This is a genomic window from Anabaena sp. CS-542/02 (assembly GCF_028331085.1).
In the GTDB taxonomy this organism is placed as follows: domain Bacteria; phylum Cyanobacteriota; class Cyanobacteriia; order Cyanobacteriales; family Nostocaceae; genus Anabaenopsis; species Anabaenopsis arnoldii.
Genome location: NZ_JAQMTM010000121.1, coordinates 15,157 through 27,392, shown reverse-complemented (window position 1 = coordinate 27,392; position 12,236 = coordinate 15,157). Strand labels below are relative to the sequence as shown.

The 12,236-nt window shown below is 42.9% G+C and carries 11 protein-coding genes and 1 tRNA gene; 4 read left to right on the top strand and 8 right to left on the bottom strand.

Annotation, left to right across the window (positions count from 1 at the left end; genetic code table 11):
- Positions 1–236 precede the first annotated feature (236 nt).
- From ftsH2 to PN447_RS13340, 6 genes are all read right to left on the bottom strand, one after another.
- Positions 237–2,123, bottom strand: coding sequence for an ATP-dependent zinc metalloprotease FtsH2 (gene ftsH2, locus PN447_RS13365; protein ID WP_271763530.1), 1,887 nt, complete (start codon positions 2,121–2,123; stop codon positions 237–239).
- The gene (locus PN447_RS13360; protein WP_271763529.1) at positions 2,120–2,317 is read right to left on the bottom strand and encodes a hypothetical protein; all 198 of its coding nucleotides are present in this window, start codon (positions 2,315–2,317) and stop codon (positions 2,120–2,122) included. The genes ftsH2 and PN447_RS13360 overlap by 4 nt, the downstream gene beginning before the upstream one ends.
- Positions 2,318–2,504: 187 nt before the next feature.
- Positions 2,505–2,999: a hypothetical protein gene (locus PN447_RS13355; protein WP_271763528.1), complete on the bottom strand. Its 495-nt coding sequence runs from the start codon at positions 2,997–2,999 to the stop codon at positions 2,505–2,507.
- Between the two features lie 139 nt (positions 3,000–3,138).
- Positions 3,139–4,584, bottom strand: coding sequence for a glutamate--tRNA ligase (gltX, locus tag PN447_RS13350; protein WP_271763527.1), 1,446 nt, complete (start codon positions 4,582–4,584; stop codon positions 3,139–3,141).
- Positions 4,585–4,732: 148 nt separating this feature from the next.
- Positions 4,733–4,806, bottom strand: a tRNA-Asp gene (locus PN447_RS13345).
- A gap of 113 nt (positions 4,807–4,919) precedes the next feature.
- Positions 4,920–6,095 carry an esterase-like activity of phytase family protein gene (locus tag PN447_RS13340; protein WP_271763526.1) on the bottom strand — a complete coding sequence of 392 codons (1,176 nt, stop codon included), beginning with the start codon at positions 6,093–6,095 and terminating at the stop codon, positions 4,920–4,922.
- A gap of 174 nt (positions 6,096–6,269) precedes the next feature.
- On the opposite strand from PN447_RS13340, the gene PN447_RS13335 reads away from it, so the two are divergent.
- Together PN447_RS13335 and PN447_RS13330 are read left to right on the top strand one after the other, a co-directional pair.
- On the top strand, positions 6,270–6,560 hold the full coding sequence (locus PN447_RS13335) for a nucleotidyltransferase family protein (RefSeq protein WP_200988190.1): 291 nt from the start codon (positions 6,270–6,272) through the stop codon (positions 6,558–6,560).
- A gap of 68 nt (positions 6,561–6,628) precedes the next feature.
- On the top strand, positions 6,629–6,958 hold the full coding sequence (locus PN447_RS13330; RefSeq protein ID WP_271763525.1) for a HepT-like ribonuclease domain-containing protein: 330 nt from the start codon (positions 6,629–6,631) through the stop codon (positions 6,956–6,958).
- A 29-nt stretch (positions 6,959–6,987) separates the two neighbouring features.
- Here PN447_RS13330 and PN447_RS13325 read toward each other — a convergent pair whose 3' ends face one another.
- A complete protein-coding gene (locus tag PN447_RS13325; RefSeq protein WP_271763524.1) occupies positions 6,988–8,499 on the bottom strand; it encodes a TM0106 family RecB-like putative nuclease in 1,512 nt (503 codons plus the stop codon).
- 78 nt (positions 8,500–8,577) lie between these two features.
- Between PN447_RS13325 and PN447_RS13320 the strand changes: the two genes are divergently transcribed.
- Both PN447_RS13320 and PN447_RS13315 read left to right on the top strand, forming a co-directional pair.
- The gene (locus tag PN447_RS13320; RefSeq protein WP_271763523.1) at positions 8,578–9,765 is read left to right on the top strand and encodes an aminotransferase class V-fold PLP-dependent enzyme; all 1,188 of its coding nucleotides are present in this window, start codon (positions 8,578–8,580) and stop codon (positions 9,763–9,765) included.
- Between the two features lie 78 nt (positions 9,766–9,843).
- Positions 9,844–10,926, top strand: coding sequence for a glycosyl transferase (locus PN447_RS13315; protein ID WP_271763534.1), 1,083 nt, complete (start codon positions 9,844–9,846; stop codon positions 10,924–10,926).
- A gap of 17 nt (positions 10,927–10,943) precedes the next feature.
- Here the strand turns inward: PN447_RS13315 and hisC are convergent, their stop codons facing one another.
- Positions 10,944–11,996 carry a histidinol-phosphate transaminase gene (gene hisC / locus PN447_RS13310; protein ID WP_271763533.1) on the bottom strand — a complete coding sequence of 351 codons (1,053 nt, stop codon included), beginning with the start codon at positions 11,994–11,996 and terminating at the stop codon, positions 10,944–10,946.
- Positions 11,997–12,236 lie beyond the last annotated feature (240 nt).

Genomic DNA, 12,236 nt, shown 5'->3' with positions numbered 1-12,236 from the left:
TACCTTTTTCTTCAATTGTGGCGTAAATTCCCATCATTAAACTTTCAATCAGTCGTTTTAAGCTGGGGTAATGACTACGTTCTCCACCGCGTTTGATGTTGGTTTGTAGGTCTTCGATGTAGTTGGTAAATTCTGTCATGGAGAATTACAAGAGTTTAGTTAAAGTCCGGGATCTGAGTAAAAAAAATAGGGACGGTCTTAACCATCCCCATTGCTGTCAAATTCAATTATAAGCTTTACAGTTGTGGTACATACTGAGCTTTTTCGGGTACTTCAGTGTACTCAGCGACGATTTGGCGGAATTCTTCGCCGTCAATGGTTTCTTTTTCGATGAGTAAATCTACTAGGCGATCGCAAGCTGTGCGGTGGTCGCGGATAATTTTCTTGGCGTTTTCGTAGCAATCTTCGGCGATTTTGCGCACTTGAGAGTCAATGCGAGCGGCGATAGATTCTGAATACTCAGAGCGGGTTGTCCAATCACGACCTAGGAATACTTCTCCCTGTTGGCTTTCCAAAGACAGAGGACCTAAGTCAGACATTCCGAACCGGGTCACCATTTGGCGAGCCATTCCGGATAACTGCTGTAAGTCTCCACCAGCGCCAGTTGTCACTTCCGCAGAGCCAAATACCACTTCTTCAGCAGCACGACCACCCAACGCACCGGTAATTCTGGCTTTGAGTTGAGAACGAGAAATTAAACCTTGTTCTTCATTGGGGGTAAACCAAGTTAAGCCCTGTGCTTGTCCGCGGGGGATAAGGGTAACCTTTTGTACGGGGTCATGTTCTTTTAACAATGTCCCTACTAAAGCGTGTCCTACCTCATGGTAAGCAATCAAGCGTTTGCTCTTGCTATCTACTAAAGGAGTACCCTCCATACCAGCCACTACCCGGTCTACTGCATCATCAATTTCACTGAGGGTGATGGCTTCTTTGCGTCTTCTGGCGGTGAGGATGGCGGCTTCGTTGAGTAAATTGGCTAAATCCGCACCTGTGAAACCAGGAGTGCGCCGAGCGATGACTTCTAAAGATACAGTAGGGTCAAGTTTCTTATTGCGGGAGTGGACTTGTAAGACTTCCAAACGCCCTTTAATATCCGGTGCGTCTACAGTAACTTGGCGGTCAAAGCGACCGGGGCGCAATAATGCTGAGTCTAGGACATCGGGACGGTTGGTAGCGGCAATAATAATAATACCGGTGTTACCTTCAAAGCCATCCATCTCCGTGAGTAATTGGTTTAAGGTTTGCTCTCTTTCGTCATTACCGCCACCAATACCAGCACCCCGTTGTCTTCCTACTGCGTCAATTTCATCAATAAAGATGATACAGGGAGCGTTGTCTTTAGCTTTTTTGAATAAATCGCGGACACGGGATGCACCCACACCCACAAACATTTCTACAAATTCTGAACCGGAAATACTGAAGAAAGGTACACCAGCTTCCCCGGCGATCGCCTTGGCGAGTAAGGTTTTACCAGTTCCGGGCGGACCAACTAACAACACCCCTTTAGGAATGCGTGCGCCCACAGCGGTAAACCGTTCTGGCTGTTTCAGGAAGGTAACGACTTCTTGCAGTTCTTCTTTAGCTTCTTCAATACCTGCTACGTCGTCAAATTTCACCCCTGTTTTGGCTTCCATTTGAAACCGAGCCTTAGATTTGGCAAAGTTCATCGCTTGACCAGGACCACCGGGCATATTGCTAGAGCGACGGAACAAAAAGAACAATCCTGTAATCAAGAGGATGGGAAAAACCAGATTCCCCAACAGTCCCCAGATAGCGCCATCATTGCGCATGGGGTGAGCATCAAAACTGATGTTTTTCTCTTTGAGCTTGGTAATTAACTCAGGAGAATTAATTGGCAGATCCACCCGCCACCGTTGCACACGATTTTCGATATCTTGATCGCTGGCTTCGACTATTGCTGTTCTGCCACCTTCATACAAATCGACGCTATTAACACGGTTAGCGTCTAGGTATTCCAGGAAGCGGCCATAGGTCATACGGGTATTAGCTGCATTTTTACCCATTTCAGCCTGATTGCCAGCAAAAGCGCCTTGCCAGAGAAAAAAGCCAATCACCAAAGCCGGCAATGTCCAGAGTACCGCGACTCGCCAGGAGAATTTCATTTTAATTTGCCTCTAGATGCCAATACAATTAACCTTCCGTAGAAACTGATGATGCCATCATCTGTGACTAGGTTAGGTATGCCATTTTGTTTAATTTGATCTTTGATCATAAATCGCTGTAGCCATAGGGGACTGACGGCGATATCAAAAAGTATCTTAATTAAAGTTAACTTAATTTTAATACAACTTTGCATCAAGCGTGAAAAACTAAGGCGACGAAAAGAAAATTAAAATGCCCATAACCCCTATATCCCTGTCATTGCAAGGATTTCAAGATTTCTGAAAAAATTGTTTCAAAGCCGGTGAGGCTTTGAAACAATAGTTGTGGATGTGCTTAAACAAAGAATTTCCCCCTCTCCCCAGTAGGTATTCACCTTGTCTTTACTTAACTTGGGTGATGTGTAATGTATAAGGGAAATACTTGTCTTTTTGGTATGAACCCACCCAAATTTGGTATATTCCGGGTAACCACTCCCCAACTATGCCGGGATTTTCGCGATCAAAGTCGTCATTACACCAAGTTCCGCCGGGTCCTTTGACAATCATGGTGGTGTCTTGAGGACTTTGTATTAATAATTTCAAATAGTCGAATCCAGTTTTTAACTCTAATGTATGTCCGGGGGTGAGGTGGAAAAATCCGGTACAGGCACCAGTGGCTGTTTGAGACCGCCCCGCAATTTGTCTTGCTGGTAGTGAACCCCCACTCATCCCCCGTACTTTCACAGGATCTGGAGAAAATTCTCGGTTGATAGTGATGTCCCCAAATATCGGTGGTGTTTCCTGGGCATTGGCTATGGCTTGAATTACAGATGTGGTGCCCAGTACAAATATGATCAAGAATAATCTTATCCCTTGGTTGATCACTATTTTCGACATTAAAGATTAGGTTTTGGTGGACACTAATTTTACACAGCAAGTTCCCAAAATGAGAGAAATTTACTGCTGGGGACTGGGAAAAGCAGGGAAAATTATCAAAAATTTCTCCCAGTCTTCTTGTCCCCTGTTCTGAAAGCGCCTAATTGGCGGCGGACATGGCTTGCTGTAAACGGGGTTTGTCTAAACTAATCTGATTGAGCAGTAACCAAGATTGAATTAGATCCGGTCCATGAACATCTCCAGTTAAAGCCGCTCTGAGCGATCGCATGACTAAACCTTTCTTAAGTTTTTGCTCTTTTACCACTTGTTTAATGATTTCTTGGGCGGTTGCTTCTGACAGATGGGGGTGATTTTCCAAAGCTGCGATAATTCCCTGAATAGCAACCTCTGAACCTTCTTTTTGCAGTTGTTCCCTAGCTTCTGAGGTAAATTCTACTGTTTGAGTGAAAAACGGTCTACTCATTTCCACCGCATCTGTCAGACGAGTTAAACTCTGGCTGATTAAAGTGACTAACTGCTCTAACCAGGGGCGTTCTCGTCCTCCCTCAAAGGTAAATTTAGCATCTTCCCAAAAGGGGATGATTAAATCTGTCAGTTGCTCCACGGGCATATGATGGAGGTACTGACTATTTAACCAATCCAACTTTGCCCAGTCAAATTTGGCTCCTGCTTTGTTCACCCGCTCAAAGCTAAAGTGTTGAGCAGCGGTTTCTAAGGTAAAGATTTCCTCCGTTGATTCCGGTGGCGACCACCCCAGTAAGGTCATGTAATTGACTAAAGCTTCAGAGGTGAAGCCCATTTTCTTAAAGTCAGAAATAGAAGTCACTCCATCCCGTTTGGAAAGTTTGCGCCCTTCCATATTTAAGATCAGGGGTGTATGAGCAAATTCGGGAATTTTACCTCCTAAAGCTTCATATAACAAAATTTGTTTGGCGGTGTTGGCTATGTGGTCTTCCCCGCGGATAACATGGCTAATTTGCATATCTATGTCATCAACTACAACCACAAAGTTGTACAGTGGTTGACCAATACCTGTTTCTGAAGCGCGGGCGATGACCATATCACCACCAAGGTCACTACCTCGCCATGTCATTGTTCCCCTAACTAGATCATTCCAGACAATTTCTCGCTCATCAGCAATTTTGAACCGAATCACACAGCTGCGCCCTTGGGCTTTAAAGGCTGCTTCTTGTTCTGGTGTCAGGTTGCGGTGACGGTTGTCGTAGCGGGGAGCTTGGTTTGTGGCTTTTTGGGCTTCTCGTAGTCCTTCTAGTTCTTCTGAGGTGGTGTAGCAACGATAAGCTAATCCTTGTTCTAGAAGTTTTTCCACCGCCTCTTTATACATATCCAGGCGTTGGGATTGGAAAAATGGCCCTTCATCCCAGTTTAACCCCAACCAGCGAAAACCTTCCAGAATGTTTTCAGTATATTCGGGACGCGATCGCTCTAGGTCTGTATCTTCAACTCTTAGAATAAACTTCCCACCATGGTGGCGAGCAAATAGCCAATTGAACACAGCGGTTCTGGCTGTACCAATATGTAAATTCCCCGTGGGACTCGGCGCAATACGGACTCTAACAGTCACAATGAATTCTCTCTTTCACAAAGCATCATCAATCTAGCTTATATCCAGACTGAAATCCTCAGTTTTAGGACTCAGCACCATAGACAAACATCCCCAAATACATATATTATGCTACCGGGGATTTATAAATTATTGCTCGTAACCAAAACGGGACTGACGGGGCTCGAACCCGCAACTTCCGCCGTGACAGGGCGGTGCTCTAACCAGTTGAACTACAGTCCCTTGATTTCCAACTTTCTTAGGTTACCTCTTATTCAGGGAATTGTCAAGTGCTTTTTGAAAAAAAATCAGATTTTTTCTCTGGCTGGTTTGGCGCGTCTAGTTAGCCAGAGTTGTTACCGCCTGATTAACCGGCGTAATAGTCTCATCAGCGGTGACTCAATCTTAACTTTAAAAGCCAGAAATTGGTTGCGCTGGAATGAATTAAAATTGTTATCACTGATCAAAATCAATGAACGATATCCATCAGCTAGATCCGGGCCAAAGGTTAAACCTTCGATATTATCTAAGACTACATCTAGAGTTGTTAAATCTAAGAGCAATTTTTTCTCTGCGGGTTTAATTTTCTGTGAGTCCACTGCTAAAAGGCTGTTAATATTCTGAATATCATCAGCACCTTCTAGGGAAACCTCAAACAGAGAAACAGCAAATAACAACCCAGTAAAAGAGCGTTCTATGCTCAGGAAATGTCCGCGGTTATCTAATGCTAGTAAATCCGGTAATCCACTACTAAACCTACCAGTAACATTGAGCATTTGTCCTACTGGTTCCGTTGTGTATAAAAATTCCTTTTCTGGTAGATTAGTCACGAGATTATACTGTAAAATCCGCGAAGAAGTACCAACATTAGGTTTAGTAGCTGGGCCATCTTGAATCAGAGCATTTTCTGTGGCGGTGAATAAATACTGATGGTTAGGTGTGATGGTGAGGCTTTCAAAGGCTAAGTTATTGCGGATACCTTGCTGACGGTTTTTGTCTGGTAAAAACTTATTTGGGATGGGTAATGTTGTCAGCAATTTACCCGAATTCAGGGAGAACTCTTGAATAAAGGGATTAATTAATTGTCTCCCATCCCCCTCGGAAGAAATAAATACAGTGTCCCGATTAGTTACAGCAATACCTTCTGTATCTGTTTCACCGGGAGGAAAGGGTTGATTATCTTGATTTAAAAGTGTAGTCACACCCAGGGGAACAACATCACCATTTTGCAGTTTACCTTTACTCAAGTCTATCTTGAGGGTATAAAATCGAGCGGGGGCTTTTTCTCCCCGGTCATCGGAGATAGCATAATAAACATCTTTGTTGGGGTCGTAAGTGATTCCAGATAACCCGCCAATTGCGTTGTTTTTTAGGGTGGAATTATGAGGTAAAATTGCTTCACCAATAAATTCTATCTGACTAATTTCGGCGGCGTATAATTGTGAATTATTCACCAGTGTGGTGACCAAGATGATTGTCAGGGTAATGGAAATGATTCCAACAACTGATAAAAGTTTTTTAATTAGCTGCATATTATTTTGATTATGGGGATTCTCACCCTCCCACTAGGTTTTGATAGAATATATAGGCAGTGGAATGTTGAACTTGTAATTAATTATGCCAGTTAACTCAAGAGGCTGAAGAGAGTATATCTACAAAAAGAAAATGTTTTTGGCAAAATACCTATTGATTTCAGGAGTGGGTTTATGGGAATTGATGAGATCCTCACGGCTCATCGTGAAGAAATATTGAGGATTGCTGCTGAGTATGGAGGATATAATGTACGTGTTTTTGGTTCTATAGCCAGAGGTGAAGCAAGAGTAGATAGTGATATAGATTTTCTGATGGAAATTGAACCACAACGAACTTTATTAGACCAAATTGCTTTGATGCAATCCTTGGAGGAGTTGCTCGGACGTAAGGTAGATATCACTGAACCAGACAATTTACACGAGGTGATCCGGGAAAGAGTTTTGGAGGAAGCAGTTTTTTTGTGAGGGATAGCCAATAGCTAGTTATTTACTAATAATAGATTACATATGCCTATAAATGCTAATATAGTGGTATGGCTTATGTACCACTACGAGAAAAGGAATGTATTGAGCGAATTGAATCTTATACATCTGAAGGACGGGAAGCTTTTATGCAAACACCCATGATTCAAGATGCTGTGATTCGCAATTTTGAAATTATTGGCGAAGCTACAAAAAGATTATCTGCTGAACTCAGAATATCTTATCTAAAGATACAATGGCAACAGATAGCAGGTTTTCGAGATGTACTAATTCACGATTACTTAAAGGTAAATTTAAATCTTATTTGGGGAGTTGTTGAGAAAAATTTGCCAGAACTGAAAGGGACTATTGAGGAAATTTTGCAGAATATGGGTGATTGAAGTGCAGCAGTTTAGCTCAATGGGTAAAATTAAGGAAGTGGGGGATGGGTATGATTTTGGAAAAAGGTAACTAGCCAATCCTTAACATTACGGGTAGCTCGACAATCATCCTCGTTATAACTTTGAATCACTTCCAGTAAAGTGCGATCGCCTGTTTCTAACCATTGGTCATACCAATAAATACACTTAGCACCACTAGCTTCTTTTTCCCGCCACTCAAAGCCCAACCAACGGGCGATCGCTTTAAGTGCATAGCTTTCTACGGGTAAAGCGACGGTTTTAATTAATTGTTCATAGACATCAACAAACCGATTCAAAACAGGATAGACTAGGGAGTTAGGAGTTTGGTAGAGTTTCCCTAGGCGTTTGACAGTATCAACTTCGTAGACGCAAAAATGATAAATTGGTGCTTGGGGATATTGCCAAACCAAATCTAAAAATTGCTGCCAAATTAATTCTTCTTCTTCTGGTTTTTCGGCGATAAAGGAATAGAATTTTTCCGTCTTGGCTTGCTGGTCAACCACCAAAATTCCCAACAAATAATCTAAATCCAAATCTGGCTGGGCTTCAATATCAAAATAAAGCTCTACAGGAGCGGTAAATAGAATATCTTCTTTTGGTAACCCATGGGGTAACATCAAAGGTTGTCTGTGGAGTACAGATTGGGCTTGTAATATAAGTTTGGCTGCAACTGCGCCATCAAAACCAGGAAGGTTTTCTAAACTCTCAGGGGTAGTATGAGCTAGAGATTCTAGGGTAGTGATAGATAAAGCCTGAAGTTGGTCGTAGCGCAGGGGTGTTACCCCTGGTAACAGAGAAAGGTGTTGCTGTGATTGAGCGACCTGATAACAGTCATTATACCAGTGGCAAAGATTGCACTTTTGGCGAGAAATAAATACTTCTGGTGGTGAGGGTAACTCTAAGTCCTGGAGAAACTCCAGTAAAATGCTTTGCATTTGTGGAATCCATTTATCTAAATCCACTGCATAATCTCTGTTTTTGGTCCGCAACAGTAGCCAAGCGTTTTCCGGTATGATCCCCTGTACCTTAGCCAATACTTGGGCGTGAAACGCAGCCACAACTTGATATTCTTGCTTAGGACGCTTACCCAATTCAATATTTACGGGTACATACATCCAATCCCCAAACCGAGACTGTCCCGACTGTTTTACCAGTAAATCAGGACGACTAACAAAAGTGTATTTTGTATATTCTGGGGATAGTGAAATATCTTCAGGAGTAGGAGCTACCAAATCATAGTACTCAGCTAAGAATACACCGCGATAAATGTACTCAACCCCACGCTGCATTAATTCTAAAGTCGCTGCTTGACCTGCTTCCCAGTCTCCTCGTGGATAATCTGGTTTGTAATAATCGCCCAACTCTGCCAAAATACTGGTACGATGGGCGGCCTTGTCTTGTTGTAACTTGAGTAGCAACTCATTAGCAGCATCCCGCTGGGGTCTATCGCCCTGAGCATCTAGGACAGGTCGGCGTTTGCAGCGTTGATATTGCAGTAATTGTTCAGCATTGATTAACATTCCTTTAAGTTAACAAGAATTTCAAAAATCTGGTCATGAGCCGGAGAGTAAACTGGTTTGTGAGCAAAATTGCTATTTATGACAAATATTTTGGCTAGAAAAACTCAATTACATCAACATCGCGCACAATTTCCCGCTTTGGGAAATAAGATTTATTTTAATTATGGTGGACAGGGGCCAATGCCTCAAGGGGCAATGGATGCCATTACTCAAGCTGAAGCTGATACCCAACAAGCCGGACCTTTTGGTAATCAAGCTTACGCCCTAGTTGCACAAGCAAAGCAAAATCTTAGGGAAGCTTTGGCTTGTGAGTTGCAAGCACCACCAGAAACTATTACCCTCACAGAAGATGTTACTGTTGGCTGTAATATTGCTATGTGGGGTATTGATTGGCGTGGGGGTGACCATATGCTACTCTCCGACTGTGAACACCCAGGAGTAATTGCTATCTCCCAGGAAATCGCCCGCAGGTTTGCTGTGGAAGTTACTACCTGTCCCCTCAAGGAAACTTTAAACACAGGCGACCCTGTAACGGTGGTTGCTCAACACTTACGCCCCAATACCCGCTTAGTAGTTCTTAGTCATGTTTTTTGGAATACAGGACAAGTTTTACCACTTGACAAAATTATAGAAGTATGCAGGGCGAATAATTCCTTGGTGTTGGTAGATGCTGCTCAGTCTGTTGGCTTATTAGCTTTAAATTTAACCACATTGGGGGCGGACTTTTACGCCTTCACCGGTCATAAATGGTTATGCGGTCCTGGGGGTGTGGGTGGTTTATATGTCCGTCCAGAAGTTAGAGACAATTTACAACCCACATTTATCGGCTTACGTGGCATTGTGGTAGATAGTCAGGGTCAAAGGGTAAGTTGGCAACCGGATGGCCGAAGATATGAAGTATCGACATCAGCAACATCATTATATGCTGGTTTGACAGGGTCGATCGCCATTCATCAGCAATGGGGAACCCCACAACAACGTTATGAGCAAATCTGTGATCATAGTGAATACCTGTGGAGAAGATTAACAGACCTAGATAATATCCGGTGTTTACGCACATCTCCACCCCAAACCGGGATAGTTTCCTTTCAACTATCTGAGGAAAAATCCCGCGGACATTTCCAGTTAGTACAATTCCTAGAGTCACAAAGAATATTAACTAGAACAATTGCTGATCCTGACTGTATCCGCGCCACTGTCCATTATTTGACCCTAGAAGCAGAAATTGACCAATTAATAGAGGCTTTACAAAGGTTTAGCTTTTAAGTAAGAGGAAGTGGGGAAAAGGTAGCATTGTATTTATGTTCCTCTTCCCCAATTTAAATTAGTAATTAGCAATTATCAATTATGCGGCCAATTTTATATGTAGCAATTACTAACCACGGTTTCGGTCATGCTACTCGCACGGCTTCAGTGGTATCAACAATTCAAAAATTATGTCCAGAAGTTTTATTGATTCTGGTCACCACCGCCCCCCGGTGGTTGCTAGATTCCTACATAGAGGGGGATTTTATTCATCGTCCCCGGGCTTTTGATTTGGGTGTAGTGCAGGGAGATAGTTTGACAATGGATAAACCGGCGACTTTAGCACAGTTGCGGGATATTCAACAGCGTCAAAATTCCCTAATTGCCTCAGAAGTCAATTTTATCCGCCAAAACCGGGTGAATTTAATTTTAGCAGATATTCCTTTTTTAGCTCCTTTATTTGCTAAAGCCGCAAATATTCCCTGTTGGATGATGAGTAATTTTGGTTGGGACTTGATTTACCGACGTTGGGGGGGTGAATTTATCACCATTGCCGATTGGATTAGTGAATGTTACTCTCAATGCGATCGCTTGTTTCGTTTGCCTTTTCACGAGCCGATGTCATCTTTTAGTAATATTACTGATGTGGGCTTAACTGGTGGTTACCCTCGTTACTCTGCCGAGGAAGTCCGCGCTACTTGGGGAATTACTGCGCCCAAATCAAAAACCATCTTACTCACCTTCGGCGGTTTGGGGTTAGAAAAAATACCTTACGAAAATTTACAAAATTTTCCAGATTGGCAATTTGTGATCTACGATCAATCTGCCCCGGACTTACCTAATGTCAGAAAGGTTAGCGGTTCCAAATACCGCCCAGTAGATTTTAGTCCTATTTGTGGGCGTGTGGTTTCTAAACCTGGTTATGGCACTTTTGCGGAAGCGACAAAATTTGATATACCTCTGGTGACCATTCCCCGGGATGACTTTGCTGAGGCTAATTTTCTGTTAGCAGGGATTGTGAATTATCATCAACATCAAATTATCACTTCCCAGGAATTTTTTAGCGGTAATTGGGATTTTTTGCGTCAAGAACCCCAGCAACCCCAGCAATCTCAAGGTTTAGCTAAAGATGGTAATGAAGCGATCGCCCAGGCTGTGATTGACTATTTTCACAGTTTGTAGTATGTAATAAAACCTAACTAGGAACAAATTTGACGGAGCGCCTCTACTAAAACTTGATTTTGTTGGTCTGTACCCACGGTAATGCGTAACTTATGATCCAGTCCTGGTTGTGGGAAGTAGCGTACTAAAATCTGTCGTTCTTTGAGCCGTTGATACAGGAATTGAGCATTTTCTTGGGGGGGTTGTACTAATAAAAAGTTAGTGTGGGAATCCCCAACCTGGAAACCTAATTGTTTTAAGTCCGTGGCTAGTTTAGTCCGCGATGCTTTCACCTTGGCTACACAAGCATTTTTATAAGCTTGATCTGTCATAGCTGCTGCTCCCAATGCGCAGGCGATCGCATCAATGTTATAACTATCCTTCACCTTAAACAACCCATCGAGTAACCGAGGATTTGCCACCCCGAAGCCCAGACGTAATCCTGCTAAGGAGTAACCCTTAGAAAGTGTGCGAATCACAATTACGTTATCATATTCCTTCACCAAAGCCAGTGCATTCTCCTGTGCAAAATCTACATATGCTTCATCAATGACTAAAACCCCAGATAATCGGCTTGCTAGCTTTCTCAGGTCTTCCATTGGGACAATACACCCCGATGGACTATTAGGGGATGCGATGAATGTCACATTTCCATCAGCGGTAATTAGTTCTTCCAGGGGGAATCTGTCATCTTCTCCATAGGGAATCTGAATAATTTCTGCCCCCTGTATTTGTACTAACGTCACATATAGTACATAAGTTGGTATAGGGTAAACTACCTTTCTCCCGGGTTCAGCGCAGGCTCTAACTACTAGGTTCAAAACCTCATCACTACCATTACCGACAATAATCCAATCATGGGGAACACCCAAAACCTTGCTTGCGGCTCGCCGGAACTCTCCCCCTAAAGGTTCTGGATAACGTCGTAACCATTCCCCGTTAATATTCTTCAGCAGGTCTAGCACCACCGGTGAAGGAGGATAAGGATTTTCGTTACTATTAAGTTTAATAATCTCTACCCCTGGTTGGGGTTGTTCGCTGGGGACATAGCTAGCCATTGTCCTGATATGATTGCGAAAATAGTTATTTATCATAGATTGGCTGAGTTAATTCGCTATAACCTTGACACAGAGAAGTCATTAGCTTAATAGTAGTGAGTTGGTGTGAGCATGAGCTAGTTTTTGTCTAGGCGAGAAACTCCCATAACCCTAACTCCTGACTCAGGGTAGTCTAGTAACCTGGACTTCATATTCTTTAGTGTGTACTTATGGGATTTTATCAGCCTGTCACATGCCGCCTATAGTATCTCAAAAAAATTATTGCTCGTACAA

What these genes read in the sequence shown, in the direction of transcription:
- ftsH2 (WP_271763530.1), bottom strand. Translation starts at nt 2,123, where the DNA reads ATGAAATTCTCCTGGCGAGTCGCGGTACTCTGGACATTGCCGGCTTTG.
- PN447_RS13360 (WP_271763529.1), bottom strand. Translation starts at nt 2,317, where the DNA reads ATGCAAAGTTGTATTAAAATTAAGTTAACTTTAATTAAGATACTTTTT.
- PN447_RS13355 (WP_271763528.1), bottom strand. Translation starts at nt 2,999, where the DNA reads ATGTCGAAAATAGTGATCAACCAAGGGATAAGATTATTCTTGATCATA.
- PN447_RS13340 (WP_271763526.1), bottom strand. Translation starts at nt 6,095, where the DNA reads ATGCAGCTAATTAAAAAACTTTTATCAGTTGTTGGAATCATTTCCATT.
- PN447_RS13335 (WP_200988190.1), top strand. Translation starts at nt 6,270, where the DNA reads ATGGGAATTGATGAGATCCTCACGGCTCATCGTGAAGAAATATTGAGG.
- PN447_RS13330 (WP_271763525.1), top strand. Translation starts at nt 6,629, where the DNA reads ATGGCTTATGTACCACTACGAGAAAAGGAATGTATTGAGCGAATTGAA.
- PN447_RS13325 (WP_271763524.1), bottom strand. Translation starts at nt 8,499, where the DNA reads ATGTTAATCAATGCTGAACAATTACTGCAATATCAACGCTGCAAACGC.
- PN447_RS13320 (WP_271763523.1), top strand. Translation starts at nt 8,578, where the DNA reads ATGACAAATATTTTGGCTAGAAAAACTCAATTACATCAACATCGCGCA.